This is a genomic window from Hydrogenophilus hirschii, from assembly GCF_054656675.1.
This window is the reverse complement of the sequence record NZ_BAAHXQ010000001.1, coordinates 461,328-479,439: the sequence shown is the minus strand read 5'-3', so window position 1 is coordinate 479,439 and position 18,112 is coordinate 461,328. Positions and strand designations below refer to the sequence as shown.

At 61.7% G+C, this 18,112-nt stretch carries 13 protein-coding genes, 1 tRNA gene and 2 pseudogenes; 4 read left to right on the top strand and 12 right to left on the bottom strand.

What is annotated here, in order from left to right; all coding sequences use genetic code 11:
- Window positions 1-21: 21 nt before the first annotated feature.
- Window positions 22-2,424, bottom strand: coding sequence for a ribonuclease R (rnr, locus tag ACYQ4Z_RS02410; protein ID WP_219972850.1), 2,403 nt, complete (start codon window positions 2,422-2,424; stop codon window positions 22-24).
- Window positions 2,425-2,514: 90 nt separating this feature from the next.
- On the opposite strand from rnr, the gene ACYQ4Z_RS02405 reads away from it, so the two are divergent.
- Window positions 2,515-2,599: transfer RNA gene (locus tag ACYQ4Z_RS02405), tRNA-Leu, on the top strand.
- Window positions 2,600-2,644: 45 nt separating this feature from the next.
- Window positions 2,645-3,043 (top strand): hypothetical protein, encoded by a 399-nt coding sequence (locus ACYQ4Z_RS02400; protein WP_219972849.1) that lies wholly within the window; start codon window positions 2,645-2,647, stop codon window positions 3,041-3,043.
- Window positions 3,044-3,053: 10 nt separating this feature from the next.
- Here the strand turns inward: ACYQ4Z_RS02400 and ACYQ4Z_RS02395 are convergent.
- The 3 genes and pseudogenes from ACYQ4Z_RS02395 to ACYQ4Z_RS02385 form a co-directional block, all read right to left on the bottom strand.
- Window positions 3,054-3,773 (bottom strand): annotated as a pseudogene (locus ACYQ4Z_RS02395) (aldo/keto reductase); the annotation flags it as partial.
- 34 nt (window positions 3,774-3,807) lie between these two features.
- Window positions 3,808-5,363, bottom strand: a protein-coding gene (locus ACYQ4Z_RS02390) for an IS3 family transposase (RefSeq protein ID WP_088178290.1) whose coding sequence is annotated in 2 segments (ribosomal slippage) — window positions 3,808-4,931 and window positions 4,931-5,363 — 1,557 coding nt in all. Because the reading frame shifts where the segments join, the coding sequence is not laid out codon by codon here.
- Window positions 5,364-5,430: 67 nt separating this feature from the next.
- Window positions 5,431-5,757: pseudogene (locus ACYQ4Z_RS02385) on the bottom strand (aldo/keto reductase); the annotation flags it as partial.
- Between the two features lie 101 nt (window positions 5,758-5,858).
- On the opposite strand from ACYQ4Z_RS02385, the gene ACYQ4Z_RS02380 reads away from it, so the two are divergent.
- Both ACYQ4Z_RS02380 and ACYQ4Z_RS02375 read left to right on the top strand, forming a co-directional pair.
- Window positions 5,859-7,259, top strand: a complete 1,401-nt coding sequence (locus tag ACYQ4Z_RS02380) for a DEAD/DEAH box helicase (protein WP_219972848.1) — start codon at window positions 5,859-5,861, stop codon at window positions 7,257-7,259.
- 74 nt (window positions 7,260-7,333) lie between these two features.
- A complete protein-coding gene (locus ACYQ4Z_RS02375) occupies window positions 7,334-8,881 on the top strand; it encodes an EAL domain-containing protein (RefSeq protein ID WP_459859931.1) in 1,548 nt (515 codons plus the stop codon).
- A 62-nt stretch (window positions 8,882-8,943) separates the two neighbouring features.
- Here the strand turns inward: ACYQ4Z_RS02375 and ACYQ4Z_RS02370 are convergent, their stop codons facing one another.
- From ACYQ4Z_RS02370 to ACYQ4Z_RS02335, 8 genes are read right to left on the bottom strand one after another with little or no spacing between them, the layout of a single operon-like run.
- A complete protein-coding gene (locus tag ACYQ4Z_RS02370) occupies window positions 8,944-9,291 on the bottom strand; it encodes a hypothetical protein (protein WP_459859930.1) in 348 nt (115 codons plus the stop codon).
- Between the two features lie 8 nt (window positions 9,292-9,299).
- Window positions 9,300-10,661, bottom strand: a complete 1,362-nt coding sequence (locus ACYQ4Z_RS02365; protein WP_285615294.1) for an NAD(P)(+) transhydrogenase (Re/Si-specific) subunit beta — start codon at window positions 10,659-10,661, stop codon at window positions 9,300-9,302.
- Between the two features lie 5 nt (window positions 10,662-10,666).
- Window positions 10,667-10,954 (bottom strand): NAD(P) transhydrogenase subunit alpha part 2, encoded by a 288-nt coding sequence (locus ACYQ4Z_RS02360; protein WP_119334713.1) that lies wholly within the window; start codon window positions 10,952-10,954, stop codon window positions 10,667-10,669.
- A 6-nt stretch (window positions 10,955-10,960) separates the two neighbouring features.
- Window positions 10,961-12,085 (bottom strand): NAD(P) transhydrogenase subunit alpha, encoded by a 1,125-nt coding sequence (locus ACYQ4Z_RS02355; protein ID WP_219972844.1) that lies wholly within the window; start codon window positions 12,083-12,085, stop codon window positions 10,961-10,963.
- 54 nt (window positions 12,086-12,139) lie between these two features.
- Window positions 12,140-13,435, bottom strand: a complete 1,296-nt coding sequence (gene serS / locus ACYQ4Z_RS02350; RefSeq protein ID WP_219972843.1) for a serine--tRNA ligase — start codon at window positions 13,433-13,435, stop codon at window positions 12,140-12,142.
- Window positions 13,436-13,461: 26 nt separating this feature from the next.
- Window positions 13,462-14,730, bottom strand: a complete 1,269-nt coding sequence (locus ACYQ4Z_RS02345; protein ID WP_219972901.1) for a replication-associated recombination protein A — start codon at window positions 14,728-14,730, stop codon at window positions 13,462-13,464.
- A gap of 47 nt (window positions 14,731-14,777) precedes the next feature.
- A complete protein-coding gene (locus tag ACYQ4Z_RS02340; protein ID WP_219972842.1) occupies window positions 14,778-15,476 on the bottom strand; it encodes a LolA family protein in 699 nt (232 codons plus the stop codon).
- Window positions 15,473-18,031 carry a DNA translocase FtsK gene (locus ACYQ4Z_RS02335; protein WP_459859929.1) on the bottom strand — a complete coding sequence of 853 codons (2,559 nt, stop codon included), beginning with the start codon at window positions 18,029-18,031 and terminating at the stop codon, window positions 15,473-15,475. Before ACYQ4Z_RS02335 ends, ACYQ4Z_RS02340 begins: the two co-directional genes overlap by 4 nt.
- Window positions 18,032-18,112: the final 81 nt, after the last annotated feature.

Here is an 18,112-nt window from a genome sequence, read left to right as displayed (position 1 = left end):
TTTCCCGATCGCTGCGCGCCTTCACGCGTCGCCCTCCAGTCGCTCGATGAGGTGAAAATCGATTTTGCTCGTCGCCAGATCGGCCCGTGCCACCTGCACTTTGACGCGATCGGCCAAACGGTAGCGAACCTTCGTCCGTTCGCCAACGAGCGCATGACCCACTTCGTCGTACTGGAAGTAGTCGGCGCCAAGATCGGAAATATGGACCAACCCTTCGACGAAGACTTCGTCCAGTGTGACGAAGAGCCCGAACGGAACGACAGCCGAAACGGTACCGGTATAAACCTCCCCGATGTGCTCCTGCATGTAGTAGCACTTGAGCCAGTTCATCACCTCGCGCGTTGCCTCGTCCGCACGCCGTTCGGTCATCGAGCAATGCGCACCGATCTCTTCCCACGGTCGACTTGGGGTGTATTGGCTGCCCGCAAGCACTGCTTTGATCGCGCGGTGCACGAGCAGATCGGGGTAGCGGCGAATCGGCGAAGTGAAGTGGGTATAGCAGGGATAAGCCAAGCCGAAATGGCCGGCATTGTCCGGTGCATAACGCGCCTGTTTGAGCGAACGCAGCATCACCATCTGCAAGAGCGGCGCATCCGGCCGGCCTTCGATCTTTTCCAGTACCCGGGTAAAGTCTTTCGGTGACGGCTCGTCCCCGCCCGGAAGCTCGATGCCAAATCCCGCCAGAAATTCACGCAGTTTGGCAATTTTTTCCGGGTCAGGTGGTTCATGGACGCGATAGAGCGTGGGGTGTTCGTGCTCGGCCAAGAATTGTGACGCACAGACGTTCGCGGCGAGCATACACTCTTCGATGAGCCGGTGCGCGTCGTTACGCACCACCGGTTTGACGCCACGAATCTTGCCGTTGTCGTCGAAGAGAAACTCCACTTCGGTGGTTTCGAATTCGATCGCACCGCGCCGCTTGCGCGCTGCAAGCAGTACCCGAAAGACCGCGTCGAGCGTTTCCAAATGGGGCAGCAAATCGGCGACCGTTTCGCGCGCCGTTTTGTCCCCTTCGTAAAGCGCTTTGGCAACGATCGTGTAGGTCAAGCGGGCATGCGAATGGATCACCGCAGGGAAGAAGCGGTAGCGCTCCACTTTGCCACGTGGCGACACGAACATCTCGCAGACCATTGCCAATCGGTCTTCGCGCGGCACCAACGAACAGAGCCCATTGCTGAGCTTTTCTGGCAACATCGGAATTACGCGACGAGGAAAATAGACCGAATTCCCTCGCTCGTAAGCCTCTTGGTCAAGCGGCGTTTCCGGTTTCACATAGTGCGCGACGTCGGCGATCGCAACCAGGAGCCGAAACCCTCTCCCCACCCGTTCGCAGAAGACCGCGTCGTCGAAGTCTTTGGCGTTTTCGCCGTCGATCGTGACGAACGGCAGATGGCGCAAATCCTCGCGGCCTTTCTGGTCATGGGGACGAACCGCATCGGGCAATCGCCGCGTCTGCGCCTTGGCCGCCGAACTCCAGACGAAAGGCAGATCGAATTTGCGCAGTGCGATCTCGATCTCCATTCCCGGATCGTCGTATCGCCCCAACACCTCGACGATCTTGCCGATTGGTTGCGCGTATTTGCTGGGAGGTTCGACAATCTCGACAACGACGACGTCTCCCGGTGCTGCTTTGGGTTTTCGCGATCGCCGACCGGCTTCGGGCGCGATCAAAATATCTTGCGCGATGCGCTTATCCTCTGGCGCTACCAGCATCACGCCGTGCTCGACGATCACGCGCCCTACGACCCGCGTGGTTCGCCGTTCGAGCACCTCGACGATTTTGCCTTCGGGTCGGCCCCGTGGATCACGACCGGTGACCCGCACCATGACGCGATCGCCGTGCAGGACTTCGCGCATCTCCTTGGGCCCCAAGAAGATGTCGGGACCACCGTCATCCGGGATCACGAAGCCAAAGCCGTCGGGATGGCCTTGGACACGTCCGCGGATGAGTGCAGCTTTCTCTGGCAGGATCAGGGCACCTCGCCTGTTGGTCAGGATTTGGCCGTCGCGTTCCATCGCCGTCAAACGGCGTTCGAAGAGCGCGAGTTCAAACGGACGGATTTCGAGTTCGTTCGCTAACTCAGCCATTTTGAGCGGCCGTCCAGCGCGCTCCAACGTCTCGATGATGTATTCACGGCTGGGAAGTGGATTGTCGCCGTAGCGCAACACTTCGCGTGCCAAATAGGGGTCTGCACGCCGTTTGGGGGGAAGTGCTGCGGCAATCTCGGCCAAACGGTCGACGTCAAGCGGTGCCGCGCGCGCCGCTTCTTGGGTTGCCGCAAGCCGTTTTGTTCGATGAAGAGCCTGAGCATCACGGCCATCACGGGTACGTTCAGGCGTGCGGGACGGTTTCACCCCGTTGTCACGCGCTTTTCGGTTACGGGAACGTCGCGAAAGCGAAGTTTTTTTTCTTTTCTCGGTCATCGTTTACTCATTCGTATCCACAATTTGTCACTGCATGCCAGCGCCTTGACAGCTGGCCTACACTTCGTATAATAGCGTACTTCGTTGCCTGCCCAGGTGGCGGAATTGGTAGACGCGCTAGATTCAGGTTCTAGTGCCGCAAGGCGTGGAGGTTCGAGTCCTCTCCTGGGCACCACCAATTATGATAACCTTCTGGCCAAATCGGTTCGGAAGGTTGCCCATGTCTCCGAAATTTCTTCTCGTTCTTGCCAGCGTGCTTGCCTTGACCGGCTGCGACGCGCTCTACGACGCGCTGGAAATTCCCAACCCAAACAAAGTCAAAGCCGAAGCGAAAGCGATTGGCGCGGCATGCCGTCATTCCGGACGTTCGCTCGAAGATTGCTACTACCTGCACCCCGACTTGGAGAAAGCCGCGATCTACGAGGGATGGCGGGAGATGAACGAATATATGCTGGAAAAAGAGCTCCCTACCGTTCCGGCACAACTCGTCCCAAACGAGCCGCAAGTCACCGCCAAGCCTTTGGAACGCAACGAGCCATTGATCCCATCGCTTGCGCGCCCTGCAAACGGACAGAACGCGTCTGCACCCGCCCCTGCCGCTGCAGGCGGCGGGCATTGACGACGTCCGCTTACGGCGCGGGGTTGGTGTAACGCAAATGCACCGCGTCGATCGCGCTCAGCTGTTCGTCCGTGAGTTTGGTCTCCCAAGCGCGGACGTTCGCTTCCAGTTGCGCAAGCGACGTGGCGCCGATGATCGTGCTGGTGACGAGCGGATGGTGGTAACACCAACTGAGCGCAAGCGTTGCCGGGCTCATCCCCCACGCTTCGGCAAGCGCAGCGTACGCTTCCACCGCCGGGCGGACGTTGGGTTTGGTATATCGTTGTCCAAAATTGGGGAAACGGGTCAGCCGCCCGGACGCATTGGGATCTTTGAGGTACTTCCCAGTGAGGTGGCCAAAAGCGAGCGGCGAATAGGCAAGCAGCGACACCGATTCGCGCCAACACACCTCCGCTAAGCCCCCTTCGAAGGTGCGGTTGAGCAGGCTAAACGCATTTTGGATCGAGACGATCCGCGGCAACCCGAACTGTTGTGCCAGCTGAACGAACGTCATCACCCCCCACGGGTGCTCGTTCGAAACGCCGACATAGCGCACCTTTCCGGCTTCGACCAATTTGGCGAGCGCTTCCAGTTGCTTCATGAGCGGCGTGAAAGGCCGCTCCTTCTTCGGGTCGAACCGCCATTCGCCAAACATCGGTTGGTTGCGTTCGGGCCAATGCAACTGGTAGAGATCGATATAGTCGGTTTGCAACCGTTTGAGACTACCGTCGATCGCCGCCTGAAGATCGGAACAAGTCAAGATAGTTGTCGCCTGATTCATGCAATCACCTGCCTTCTATTTCAGCTTGGGTAGAGTCCCGAACGACGCTGTCCCGTTCCGGGTTGAGCGTGACGGCCCCGATCGGTGTCCAGTCCCGTGTCTGCCCGGACCAGCGCGCCGGGTGACGTTCGCGGGCTTGAAGATAGGTCTGGTGCCGTGCCGCCAGGATCGCATGGTCTTCCCCGGCATGCCGTTGGGCGGGGGTGACGTAGCGCAGGCCGCTGTGGCGGTGCTCGACGTTGTACCAGTGCACGAAGTGCTGTCCCCACTGGCGGGCTTCGTCCAGGCTGGCAAAGCCGCGCGCCGGGAATTCGGGGCGGTACTTCGCCGTTTTGAAGAGCGATTCGACGAAGGCGTTGTCGTCGGACACCCTGGGGCGAGAGTATGAGGGCTTGATCCCCAGCCAGTGCAGCATCGCCAACACCGTGGTGGCCTTGAGCGTGCTGCCGTTGTCGCCGTGCAGCACGGGTTTTTCCGGCAGGGCGTGGAGGCCTTCGGCCAACGCGGTGCGCTTGAGCAGGCTCACCGCGTGTTCTGCCTCATCGGTGGCATGAATCTCCCAGCCGACGATCTTGCGGCTGTACAGATCCATGATCAGATACAGGTAGAACCACTGCCCCTTCACGTGGGTGGGCAGGTAGGTCATGTCCCAGCACCACACTTGTCCGGGGGCGCTGGCTACGTGCGTCGTCGGCGCTCGCGTGCGCTGCGGCGCACGGCTGCGCCCACGGTGACGGGTTTGTCCGTGGGCACGCAGCACGCGCTGAAAGCTCGATTCGCTGGCAAGATAGACGCCCTCGTCGGCCAGCGTGGGGACGATGCGCGCCGGGGGTTGGTCGGCGAAACGGGGCTCGTTGGCCAACGCCTGGATCCTCGCCCGTTCTTCGTCGCTGAGCGCATGCGCCGGCTGCGCACGCTTTGCCAGGGGCCTGCGGTCCCCCTGGCGCAGTCCTTCCTGCGCTTTCCAGCGCTGCAGGGTGCGCAGCGTCATGCCTGCGACCTCGCAGGCCGGGCGTAGGCGCGCGCCGGCTGCGTGTGCCTCATCGATGTGTCGGACCAGTGTTTGGCGATCTTCCAGGCCGATCATGCGTCCTCGTCCTTGGGGAAGATCGCTTCGAGCTTTTTTGATAGCACCAGCAACGCTGCCGCTTCGGCCAGCGCCTTTTCCTTGCGGCGCAGGTCGCGCTCGAGTTCCTTGATGCGACCCCGCTCGGCCTTCTTCTCCCGCAGAGCCTGCCGTGCGACTTCCTCGGGCTCATCGAGCGCCTGCAGGGCGGCGGTGCGCCATTGCTCGAGCGTCTGGGGATACACGCCATGCTCGCGGCACCAGGCCCCTTTGCTCGCCTCGTCCATCGCGGCGGTCGAGAGCACCGCTTCGAATCGGGCCCCCGCACTCCAGCCCCGCTCGCCAACGGGCTGGGAGAGCGCCTCGGCTCGCCAGCGCGCTAGCGTCGCAGCTGAAATGCTCAGCTCTCGCGCCAGCGTCTGCACCGCGACACTTTCTGGCGGCAACAGCCGTGCAACCGCCCTGTCCTTGAAGGACTGTCCGTATCTGGCCACTTCGTTCTTCCTTTGTCGCCCTCTGGTTTCAGGATCTATCGAGACGACAACTATTCTGACACAGAGGGAGATTCGCTTCGTCGAACGCCTTGGGACCTCCGCGAATCCAGTTGAGGCTTCGCGCAGGCCCGGCGGCTTTGGTCGCCAGTACCACTTTGCTGCGATCTTGCCGTTTCAACCAGTTGCCGATGATTCGCTCCGTCTCTCCGTACGTTTCAGCCCGCGGCGGCACGGGGTACATCTCCGCGGTATCGATGAAGTTGATCCCGTGCGCGAGCGCCCAATCGAGCTGCGCGTGCGCTTCTTTTTCGTCGTTTTGCTCGCCAAAGGTCATCGTCCCGAGACAAATGGCCGAAACGGTGAGGTCGCTGTTGCCCAACTGGCGGTATTCCATCTTGAATCCCTCTTTTCGTTACCGTATTGTCATGAACGATTGTACCTTATCGGTATAATGGCAACTGGACATTGGCTCGCTGCGAAGGAGCGGCTGCTTGCATGCGTTTTGCTGACTTGGGGCTGAGACCCGAACTGCTGCGCGCAGTTGAAGAATTGGGCTACGAAGAACCCACGCCAATCCAAGCGAAAGCGATCCCGGTGTTGCTCGCGGGGCGCGACTTGCTGGGCGCCGCCCAAACGGGAACGGGCAAAACAGCAAGCTTCACACTGCCCATTTTGGAGCGCCTTGCACCCTTCGCCAACCGCTCACCCAGCCCGGCGCGCCACCCGACCCGCGCGCTCATACTGGCGCCCACGCGAGAGCTGGTCCTTCAGGTTGCCGAAGCGGTTGCCCAGTACGGAAAATACCTGCCGCTCAGAAGCACCGCGATTTTCGGAGGCGTCGACTTCAAGGCGCAAGCCGAAGCGCTGCGCCAAGGAGTGGAGATCGTGATCGCCACGCCGGGACGACTCCTCGACCATCTGGAACAGAAAACGGTTCGCCTCAATCAGGTGGCGTTCCTGGTGTTCGACGAAGCAGACCGCATGCTCGACATGGGATTTCTCCCCGATATTCGCCGCATCGTCGAGCATCTGCCCGCAACCCGCCAAACAGCCCTTTTTTCTGCCACCTTTTCACCCGCGATCCGCAAATTGGCGGAACAGTGGCTCCACGACCCCGTTACCGTCGAGGTCGCCCGCCGCAATACGGTGAGCGAAACCATCGAACACAAGGTCTTCTGGGTCGCCCAAGAGCAAAAACGCCACGCGCTCCTGCAGCTGTTGCACGACCGGGAGGGCCAAGTACTGGTTTTCGTCGACACCAAAGTGGCGTGCGGCAGACTCACGGCATTCTTACAGCGCAACAAAGTCAACGCCCAAGCGATCCACGGCGACAAGAGCCAGCAGCAACGTCTGGAAACCCTCGAAGCGTTTCGTGACGGCAAATTGCGCGTCTTGGTCGCGACCGATGTCGCCGCGCGCGGGCTCGACATCGAAGGGCTGCCGTTCGTCGTCAATTTTGCGCTTCCGCCCAATCCAGAAGATTACATCCACCGGGTTGGCCGAACCGGCCGTGCTGGTCACACGGGAATCGCGATCTCGCTGGTCGACCCCAGCGAAGAGGAGCGATTGGAAGCGATCGAAAAGCTTCTGAAACAGAAAATCCCAGGAGAGAAATGGGAGTCCCCTGCAGCCCCGGCACGTCCCGAAAAACGGGAACGGGTGCGAGACCGCCGTTCCCCGAAGGTCCAAATGGCGGTGGAAAGCGACGCGATGCCAACGGTGGTCCGCGACGAAATTCCAGCAACGTGGCGAGGGGCTCAACAACGAACGGATGCAGGAGACCCTACGCAACCTTTCGACTGGCAGACGATGGAAGCGCTCTGGGGGGGACGCCGCCGCGACCCCGTCCCGGTTTTGCTCGGGGGCTCTGGTCGCCGTGAGTCGGCCGAAGCTTGAGTCGCTGCAAAAATCGCCTGAGAAAGACCCGTTTTTCTTCGTTTCGATTTCCGGCTCTGTCGGGTATGCTGTCCGTGTCGTTCCTGGACCTTTCCCCGATGGTGTCGCTGCCCGAAACGAACGAACCGTTCCGCCCCGATTTTTCCGAAGGGGTCGAAATCGGCGTCTATTTGGCGCTCCTGGAACTCATCGACGAAGGTTTGTTGATCGTCAGCGATGAGCGTATCTTGGAAGTCAACAGCGCCGCGTGCCGGTGGCTCGAACGCAATTACCGTGAATTGATTCAAGCGCCTCTGGAATCCCTGTTTCCCTCCCCCCAAGCTTTTTTGCACGCCCGGGCACGTTGGTTCATTCAAAATGAAACCAAAGGAAGCATCACGTTGGCGTTGCCGCACGGACGCAAAAAGGTATTTCGCTTCACCGCAGCGGCACGCATCCGTCCGGGGATGCACGCGATCCTCATCGCACCGGACTTGCTTCACGATCAGTACCGCAGTACGTCGCTTGCCGAAACGTTTTGGATCCAACTCGCCGCTGCGAGCACTGAACCGATCTGGGTCCTCGACGAAACTGAGCGGCTGGTCGCGGTCAATGCCGCGGCACGTACACGCTGGGCAACACCGCCGCTTCCGTTGCACCAACCGATCACCGAAGCGGCGACGGTGCATTGGCCGAAAGCGGACGAACCGCCAGTGGCTCTGATCGAAGGCATCGAACCCCACCCGTTGCGGGCACGTATCCTGCACGGCCCCACCCCAGGTTGGCGCGTGCTGCTGTTTACCACACATCGGAACCCCTCACGGCGCCGTACAACCGACACCGTTTCCGCACTCGAAAAAAACACACCAGATTCCCATTCGCTGACGGAACAATTGGCTGCTGCGACACCGGAGGACTTCACCCTGTGGCTTTCCCCGTGCGTCGACGTCGCCACCGGCATGCTCAATGGCGCCGAAGGGGTCTTACGATGGCACGTCCCGCATCGCGGTACGCTCGACGCGGAAACCGTCACTCCACTCCTTCTTGATACAGCCGCAAACCGTGCCTGGCTGACCGCATGGCTCACACACGCGATTTCCTGGGTGCGGCAATGGCAGACCCCATTGGCACTCAACCTCGACGCGCGGCAATTGCAACAGCCCGAAACCCTCACCCAGATCAAAACCGTATGGCGGACCGCGTCGCTCCCTTGGTCGCTGCTCATGTTGGAAATCGACGAAACCGCGTTTGCTGCACTCGACACGCGCCAGTGCGCGCACCTGCTCGAAATGGGGGAAAAAGGGGTACGGATCGTCGTCGATCACGTGGGACAAGGGGCTTGCGCCTTTGGGCTCCTTGCCCACCTGCCTGTTCATGCGCTCAAGCTTGCGGGAACGTGGGTCACGCAGATCGGTCGCGACGAACGGGTAGAAAAATTGCTCGACGGGTTACTGCAATTCGGTAACGCGATGGGCTTTACGGTCATCGCCGAAGGCGTTGCAACCGCGGCACAACGCGATTTTCTGGCCGCGCTCGGCTGCCGTTTCCAACAAGGCCCGATATTTGGTCCCTGGCAAGAGAGTACGAAGCCGCTGACCCTCAGGCAAACCGCGAGTCCGCAAGCATCCCATAATCGCCCGTAGGCCCCATCAGCTTCAGCCACCCACACCCCAAAGACACGACGGGCCTTCTGTGCGCACAGCAATCAGCGCTGCGTGCGCCGATGCTGAAGATACCCCAGCCGTACCATCACCGCCGTACAGGTCGGTTCATCCCCGGTCAACCGAGCTGCTTCCGCCAAAAGAGGGGCCAATGCGTCGTCACTGAACAACGGATTCTGGCAATAATCGAAAAGCTGCATGTCCAGCGCAAGCCGTTGGAGTGCCGCGCTCGTTTGCGCGACACCCTGAAACGGCGCGTTACGCATCGCCTGGGCCCGTTCGCCGCCGATGAACGGCGCCTTCTCACTGCTTCGGTCGCTTTGCGCGTGTACCGACGCAGCAAGCAGCAACCCCGCAAGCGCCGTCCCGAACCACCGGGAGAGCTTGCCCACCCAAGCCCTCATCCCATCGTTTTCAACTCCGCGATGATATCGGCAACCACCTCGTGCGCGTTGCCATAGACCAAATGGCAATGGTCACGGTAGAAGAGTTCGTTTTCGATTCCGGAATACCCCCGTCCCTGTCCGCGTTTGATCACGATCACTTCGCGTGCCCGATCGACATCGAGGATCGGCATCCCGTAGATCGGACTCGACGGGTTGGTGCGCGCGGCTGGATTCACGACGTCGTTGGCGCCGATCACGAGCACGACGTCGGTTTGCGGAAACTCCCCGTTGATCTCGTCCAAATCGAAAATCTTTTCGTAGGGCACCCCGGCTTCGGCAAGCAATACATTCATATGGCCCGGCATGCGGCCGGCAACCGGGTGGATCGCAAACTTCACCGTAACCCCCGCTTCTTCGAGAAGTTGTGCCATCTCCCAGACTTTGTGTTGCGCACCGGCAACCGCCATACCGTAACCCGGCACGATCACCACCTGTTGCGCGTAACGGAGCGCCGCAGCGGCGTCGGTGGGGGCGTACGTCTTCAACCGTCCCGTGACGCTACCAGGCTCGTGCTCCGCAGCTTCGCCGGTGATCGGGGCAAAGAGGACGTTGCGGATCGGGCGATTCATCGCTTTGGCCATCAAGAGCGTCAAGAGGGTTCCCGACGCCCCGACGACGATGCCGGCAACGATCAACATCGGGTTCGCGAGCACGTACCCTTCGAAGCCGACCGCCAGCCCGGTAAAGGCGTTGAGCAACGAGATCACCACTGGCATATCGGCACCACCGATCGGCAATGTCACGAGCACACCGAGCGCGAGCGCCAGCACGAAGAAGAGCAGCAATCCGCCAGCGCTGGGCGCACCACTGACCCCCAAAGTCAATCCGATCCCCAGAGTCAGGATCGCCAAGAGCAGCACGACGTCGTTGTGGCCACGCTTGAGGCGCCAAACCTTGCGGACGCGGCCGTCGAGTTTCGCCCACGCAACGAGGCTGCCGGAAAACGCGACCGCACCGATCACCGCGCCCAGAATAGCGAGAACGCCCACCGAAGTCGGGAGACCAGTCTGAGCACCGAGCAATTCCACCGCCGCGATCGCCGCAGCAGCGCCCCCGCCCAGGCCATTATAGATCGCCACCATCTGGGGCATTTCGGTCATCGCCACCCGACGCGCCCAGATCCAAGCCAAACCACCCCCGACAGCGATCGCTGCGACCATCCAACCCAGGTTATGCAACCCCGGGGTGAAAAAGGTTGCCCCCACCGCGACCACCATCGCCACCCCAGCGATGCGCATCCCCTGCACCGCTGTCGCGGGGGCGCTCATCGCCCGCAACCCCATGATGAACGCGAACGTCGCCAGGAAATAGATCATTTCGATCACTGCTTGTCCCCCTTTTTCTGGAACATCGCAAGCATGCGATCGGTCACGACATACCCCCCGACGGCGTTCGCCGCACCCAGCGCTACCGCGAGTACGCCGATCGCGGTCTCGAGCGCCCCTTCGGCGTGGCCCAACACCACCATCGCTCCGACGAGGACGATGCCGTGGACGAAGTTCGAACCGGACATCAACGGCGTGTGGAGGATCACCGGCACGCGGGCAATGATTTCGTACCCAGCGACGGCTGCCAGCATGAAAATAAAGAGCGCAGAGATGCCATCCATTCGCTGCTACCCCCCCAACCATTCCCGGACGCGCTCATTGACGAGCGCGCCATCGCGGGTGATACACGTCGCAGTCACGATCTCGTCTTCCCACTGCCACGCGAGCGCACCATCCTGAACGTGCGGGGCAAGAAAATGCCAGACGTTTTTGGCGAACATTTCGGAGGCGTGCACCGGCATGCGGCTCTGGATGAAGGCCGGTCCAATCACCAGCACGTCACCGATCCACCGTTTTTCTCCCAACACCGTCCCTTCGACGTTTCCGCCTTGTTCAGCGGCGAGGTCAACGACGACCGCACCCGGTCGCATCGCTGCCAGCATCTCCTGCGTGACGATTTTGGGCGCGGGACGCCCCGGAACCGAAGCCGTGGTGATCACCACGTCGGCAGCGGCAACCGCTTTGCTGAGCACCGCGGTCTGTTGCGCCTGCTCCGCTTCAGTGAGTTCGCGCGCATAACCGCCTGCACCCACCGCGACGACTCCGGTATCGACGAATTTCGCGCCGAGTGACGCAACCTGTTCTCGCGTTTCGGGACGGACATCGTACGCTTCGACCATCGCCCCCAAGCGGCGGGCCGTAGCGATCGCTTGCAACCCCGCAACACCGCAACCGATCACGAAGACCTTCGCGGGACGGATCGTCCCTGCGGCATAGGTGAGCATCGGAAAGAATTTCGGCGCATGGTCGGCAGCGATCAACGCCGCTTCATACCCCGCGACGGTGGCTTGCGACGACAGGATATCCATTGGCTGCGCACGGGTGATCCGCGGCAGCAATTCGAGCGCGAATGCGGTGACCCGCTGCGCACATAGCGCGTCGATCTGCTGCGCTGACGCCCAAGGCCGTAACGCCCCCACCAACACCGAACCGGGACGCATCGCTGCGATTTCGTCGAGTGTCGGCGGCATCACGCACGCCACGACATCGGCGCGAGCGAAAACCGCCTGTGGAGAATCGACCCACGTGACACCTTCAAAGGCCGCATCGGGCCAGTGGGCGCGAAGCCCCGCCCCTTTCGCGAGCACAATGCTGGCGCCCAACTGCTCATACTTCGCGACCAGCTCCGGGGTGAGCGCCAGTCGCCGTTCTTCGGGAACGGGCGCGGTGGCGATGCCCAGCGTCCATACCATGCATGACTCCTTTCTGGGAAGCCAAACCTCGCCGACCGCGCCGCGCTTTTTGCGTCACCGGCGCGCGCGAGGCTCCAATACCTCTTGCCCACCCATCCACGGGCGCAACGCCTCGGGAACCACCACACTGCCGTCGGCTTGCTGGTAGTTTTCCAGCACCGCGACCAACGTGCGCCCTACCGCCAGCCCCGAACCGTTGAGCGTATGCACCGGTTGCGGTTTCCCGCCCCCTGCGGGCCGAAAGCGGGCCTGCATCCGCCGCGCCTGGAATGCTTCCGTATTCGAGCAGGAGGAGATTTCCCGGTAGGTGTTTTGAGCGGGCAACCAGACCTCCAAATCATACGTCATCGCGGCACTGAAGCCCAAGTCCCCAGCGCATAATTTCACTTTACGATAGGGTAAGCCCAATTTAATCAAGATCGCTTCGGCATGCGCGGTGAGCGCCTCCAACGCGTCGTACGAACAGTCCGGGTGTTCGATCCGAACCAATTCGACCTTTTCGAATTGGTGCTGCCGGATCAGCCCGCGTACATCACGGCCATGCGAACCCGCCTCGGCGCGAAAACAGGGCGTCCAGGCAACGAATTTGAGGGGAAGATCGGCTTCGTCGAGAATTCGTTCGCGAACGATATTGGTCACCGGCACTTCCGCGGTGGGGATGAGGTAAAGCGATTCGGCGTCGGACCGAGGCACCTGAAAGAGGTCTTCGGCAAATTTCGGCAACTGCCCCGTGCCGAACAAGGCGCGTGGCAGCACGAGAAACGGCGGCGCCACCTCTTCGTAGCCATGTTCGCGGGTGTGGACGTCGAGCATGAACTGCGCCAGCGCGCGGTGAAGCCGCGCGACGTCCCCGCGCAAAAGCGCAAAACGGCTCCCCGAAAGCGCCGCGGCGATCTCGTTTTCCAATCCCCCCAGCCCTTCGGCGATCTCGACATGGTCGCGAACCGGAAAGTCGAACGAACGCGGCGTCCCCCAGCGCGAAACCTCGAGATTGTCCGCGTCGCTGGCGCCGTCCGGCACCAAGGGGTGCGGCACGTTCGGCAATTGCGCCAAGAACGCGTCGAGTTCTGCCAACAAGGCATTCAAGCGCGTTTCGTTGCGTTCGAGCGCCGCTTTCACTTCGGCGACCTCGCGCAGCAGTTCCGACGCATCCTCCCCTTTCGCTTTACACTGCCCCACCGCTTTCGACAACCGGTTGCGCTGCGCTTGCAACGTCTGCGTTTCGGCTTGCAATGCTTTGCGTTCCGCTTCGAGCGTCTCGAAACGGGACCAGTCGATCGTCCCGCCGCGCCGAGCGAGCGCTTTCTGAACGGTTTCCCAGTCTTGTCGCAACAATTGGATGTCGAGCATGATTTCCTTCCTGATTTTCGTTACGGTTACTGATGGTGTTCGTTGCGCCACGCGGCATCGAGCGCGCGCAACCGAGCCAATTTTTCTGTGATTTTCTGCTCCAACCCTCGATCCGTGGGTTCGTACCAATGGGTTTTGGGCATCCCCTCGGGCAGATAATCGACTCCCGGCGCAAACGCGCCGGGTTCATCATGGGGATAGCGATACCCTTTTCCCGCCCCGATCGCTTTAAGCAAGCGCGTCGGCGCGTTGCGCAGATGCATCGGAACCGGACGCGAACCATCCTGCGCAACGAACGCGCGCACGGAGTTGAAAGCCCGATAGAGCGCATTCGATTTCGGCGCGCACGCCAGATAGACAACCGCTTCGGCAAGCGCCAACTCCCCTTCCGGCGAACCCAAACGCTCATACGCCTCTGCCGCGGCCACAGTCAGCGAAAGCGCGCGCGGATCGGCCAAACCAACATCCTCGCTCGCGATCCGGATCAGACGCCGCGCCAGATAGCGGGGGTCCGCACCGCCATCGAGCATCCGACAAAACCAGTAGAGCGACGCATCGGGATCGGAACCGCGCACCGCTTTGTGCAGCGCGGAAATCAGGTCATAGAACGCATCGCCACCTTTGTCGAAACGACGCAGTCGCGCCCCCAGGGTCGCGATCGCGAATTCGCTGTCGATGACGGTGTATCCGTGTGCTTTCGCGGCCGCCCAGAGCCAGGCCAAGTCGTTCAAAAGCCGCCGCGCGTCGCCGTCGGACTGGGCAACCAGCATCTCGCGCACCGAATCTTCGAGCGCCACCGCTTCGTCTGGAAAGCGCGCCGTCGCTCGGTCGAGCAACTGCCGCAATGCGTCTGGCGAAAGGGGTTCAAGCCGGAAAACCGTCAAGCGGGACAGAAGCGCGGCATTGACTTCGAACGAGGGGTTCTCTGTCGTTGCGCCGATCAGCGTCACCACCCCACTTTCGACATGGGGTAACAGGGCGTCTTGCTGCCCCTTGTTGAAACGGTGGATCTCGTCGAGAAAGAGCACCGTGGCTTGCCCGCTCTGCCGCGCCGCTTCGGCACAAGACACCACTTCACGCAGCTCTTTCACCCCTGCGGTCACCGCGGAAAGGGCAATGAACTGCGCGTCGCAACTGCGTGCCACCAGCTGCGCAAGGGTCGTTTTGCCCACGCCGGGCGGCCCCCAGAAGAGCATGGAAAAGAGCTGTCGGCGCATGGCAGCAAGCGTGAGCGGTTTTCCAGGCCCCACGAGATGGGACTGTCCCACCACCTCCTCGAGCCTCTGCGGCCGCATCCGTTCCGCCAACGGAACGGGTTGGATGGGGGGCGTTGTCGCACGGCTCACCGCGGCGTCTCCGCAGCAGCAGCACCCTGCGGGGTGCGCAACACGACGGCGTCCGGAGGCAACGTGAGTTGGAACGCTTCCGGTTGCGGCATTGTGCGTTCGAAGCGGGTAAACAGCAATTCGCTCGTCTGACCCAACGCGTCTTCGATCGTGAGCGCACGCAGACGCTCGTCTGCGATGGTGACCTCGACGCGGCGTACCACCGCGTCATCGGTTCGCGCCCGTAACGACCAGCGAAGCACCCCGCCTGCTTGGGTAAAACGTTCCAAGGTGAATCTCTCGGGCAGCGTCTCGGGTGCCAGAAAAAAAGCGAGTGGCCCGGAGCGTAACGCAGCAGGATCGAGTGGCTGCACCGTGGCTTGGCGAAGTTCTGGATCCCATACGGTGAGGGTCGTGCCGTCACTCACGGTCACCTGCACGAAAGGGCGCTCGATCGTCCAACGAAAACGTAACGGTTTGACGAATGCGAATACCCCTTCCAACTCCCGCCGCCGCCCGTCACTCCGGCGCTCGATCTGGCGAAACACCCCCTCTGCAGAGGTAACCCCTTCTCCCCAAGCGATGAGCGTTGCCCACGCCTTTTGCGTCTGCTCGTCCGCTGCCGATTGCGCCTCACTTAGGGGTATGAGCACGAATGAAAAGAGAAGCAACGCAACCCACCCCCTCAAAAACCGTTTTGCGCCACACGCCTTCATCCGTTTTGCTCCGGTACCAACACCTTACGGTTGCCATTCGCTTCCGGCGGCGAAACCAATCCTGCCTGCTCCATCGCTTCGATGAGGCGCGCCGCTCGGTTATACCCGATACGCAAATGGCGCTGCACCAACGAGATCGAAGGGCGTCGCGTCCGCAAAACGATCTCGACCGCCTGATCATAAAGGGGATCACGCTCGGCATCCCCCGCGCCATCGCCCCACTCCGACCCTAGCACTTCGTCGTCATCGGCGGTGATCGCTTCGACATACTCCGGAGGCCCGAAGGATTTGAGGTAATTCACCACGCGATGCACCTCGTCGTCTGCGACGAATGCCCCATGCACCCGCTGCGGCGTTCCCATCCCAGGTGCCAGAAAGAGCATATCGCCCATCCCCAACAGCGTTTCGGCGCCCATCTGGTCGAGAATGGTTCGCGAGTCCACTTTGGACGAGACTTGGAACGCGATGCGGGTGGGGATGTTCGCTTTGATCAAGCCCGTGATCACATCGACCGACGGGCGCTGTGTCGCAAGAATGAGGTGAATCCCCGCGGCGCGCGCCTTTTGTGCCAAGCGGGCGATCAGCTCTTCGATCTTCTTTCCAGCCACCATCATCAAGTCGGCGAGTTCATCGACGATGACCACGATATACGGCAGCTTCTCGAGCGGTTCGGGATGCTCTGGCGAAAGCGAGAAGGGGTTGGGGACGTACTGCTCGTTCGCAGCCGCTTCGGCAATCAGTGCGTTGAACCCAGCGATGTTGCGCACGCCCAACGCCGCCATCAGCTTATAGCGCCGCTCCATCTCGCCGACGCACCAGTTGAGCGCCTGCGCCGCCAACCGCATATCGGTCACGACCGGTGCCAGAAGGTGCGGAATCCCTTCGTAGATCGACAATTCGAGCATCTTCGGGTCGATCATGATCAACCGCACCGCTTCGGGTCCCGATTTGTAGAGCAGCGACAAAATCATCGCGTTGATGCCGACCGATTTGCCCGATCCGGTCGTTCCCGCCACGAGGAGGTGGGGCATCTTCGCCAGATCGGCCACCACCGGCGCGCCGCCGATATCTTTGCCCAGACAGACGGTCAGAGGCGATTTGGCATTGCGATAAACCGAAGCATCGAGCACTTCCCGTAACCGCACGATCTGCCGTGTGGGGTTCGGCACCTCGAGCGCCATGCAGCTCTTACCGGGAACGATCTCGACCACGCGAATCGAAACCAGCGAAAGCGCGCGTGCCAAATCCTTCGCCAGATTGACGATCTGCGCCCCTTTCACGCCAGTGGCCGGCTCGATCTCGTAGCGGGTGACCACAGGGCCAGGGATTGCGCCCACCACCGTGACGCGCACGCCGAACTCGGCCAATTTCGACTCGATCAGCTGCGAGGTCTCCGCGATCCGTTCCGGCGTGACCGAGCTGGGTTGGGGTTTGGGCTGGTCGAGCAACGCCAGCGGTGGAATCGGGGAATCTCCCGGTTTCGGCGCCAGGCGTGCCCCTTTTTCTACAGCCCCCTGAACGCGAACTGCGTGGGTTTCGACAGGCATCCTGTCCGAGGCGACGGACGTTTCGGGCGCAGCAGATGCAGCGTGCACTTCCGGTTTCGCGTCTGGTTCGGGTTCTGAACGATCCGGTTCATGGGCACCCGTCGGTATCGGTTCAACGTCGTGCGGCACCGCGTCCGCACCGGAGGGGTCGAGCGAGGGCTCCGCCGCCCAGCGCGGCTCCTCGATCGGTCCGAACGCTGTTGGCGGTTGCTCCGATCGTTTGGCGCGTTGCGTCCAGCGCAGCGCCAATGCGCGCAGCGCACGAAAAGCCCCCAGAACCGCCAGGTACAGGTGATGAACCTTTTGGCGCCACACGCCCTGAGAATCGGCGTTGCCCGTCCGCGCATCCGTCGATGGGGCCACTATCGGCCCCGCTTTGCCTTCCCGCCAGCGTTGCCAACGCGCCTCCAGCCACCGCCCGATGGCCTCCGTGACTTCGCCCCAACTCACCCCCCAAGTCAGGCTGAACCCAACGAGAAAAAGCGCCAGGAGGAGCAACGTTCCGCCCACGAACCCCAACCGCAGCGCAACGAACTCACCCAGTGCATGCCCGAGCACCCCCCCCGCCCCTTGCGGCAGGCTGTCGCCAAAGCGATGAAAGCGCAAATATTCCAGCGCACTGGAACTCACCTGCAACAGCAGGAAACCCAGTGTGGTACCTGCCCACGACCATCGCCAATGCCACCAGTCGGTCAGAGAACCGTCCAGATGCGCGTCGCCCTTTTCCAGCGCACGATGGGTAAAGGCGAGCCACCACCCCACCACGCCACGGACGAAGAGTCCGATCCACCACAGCGCCGACCAACCGAAGGTGAAAAACCACAGATCGGCAATCCAGGCTCCGAGCCGCCCACCCGGATTCTGGACCGTGAGCGCCGTCCCGCTTTTCGACCACCCCGGATCTTCCGGGTGGTACCCCAGCAAAACGAGCGCGAAATAGGCACCCACCGCTGCCAGGAGCAGCCAACTCCCCTCATGGAGCAAGCGGGCGAAACGTCTCTTCGTCAAAACCGCGCCATTTCGTCGATCGCACAACAGCGGGCTATTATACCGAGCAATAAGGTGCGAACTGGCGCATCCGCGCGCAGC

Coding starts and splice junctions, on each gene's coding strand:
- ACYQ4Z_RS02360 (WP_119334713.1), bottom strand. CDS start 10,954: ATGGATGGCATCTCTGCGCTCTTTATTTTCATGCTGGCAGCCGTCGCT.
- rnr (WP_219972850.1), bottom strand. CDS start 2,424: ATGACCGAGAAAAGAAAAAAAACTTCGCTTTCGCGACGTTCCCGTAAC.
- ACYQ4Z_RS02355 (WP_219972844.1), bottom strand. CDS start 12,085: ATGGTATGGACGCTGGGCATCGCCACCGCGCCCGTTCCCGAAGAACGG.
- ACYQ4Z_RS02345 (WP_219972901.1), bottom strand. CDS start 14,730: ATGCGGCCGCAGAGGCTCGAGGAGGTGGTGGGACAGTCCCATCTCGTG.
- serS (WP_219972843.1), bottom strand. CDS start 13,435: ATGCTCGACATCCAATTGTTGCGACAAGACTGGGAAACCGTTCAGAAA.
- ACYQ4Z_RS02400 (WP_219972849.1), top strand. CDS start 2,645: ATGTCTCCGAAATTTCTTCTCGTTCTTGCCAGCGTGCTTGCCTTGACC.
- ACYQ4Z_RS02340 (WP_219972842.1), bottom strand. CDS start 15,476: ATGAAGGCGTGTGGCGCAAAACGGTTTTTGAGGGGGTGGGTTGCGTTG.
- ACYQ4Z_RS02380 (WP_219972848.1), top strand. CDS start 5,859: ATGCGTTTTGCTGACTTGGGGCTGAGACCCGAACTGCTGCGCGCAGTT.
- ACYQ4Z_RS02365 (WP_285615294.1), bottom strand. CDS start 10,661: ATGATCTATTTCCTGGCGACGTTCGCGTTCATCATGGGGTTGCGGGCG.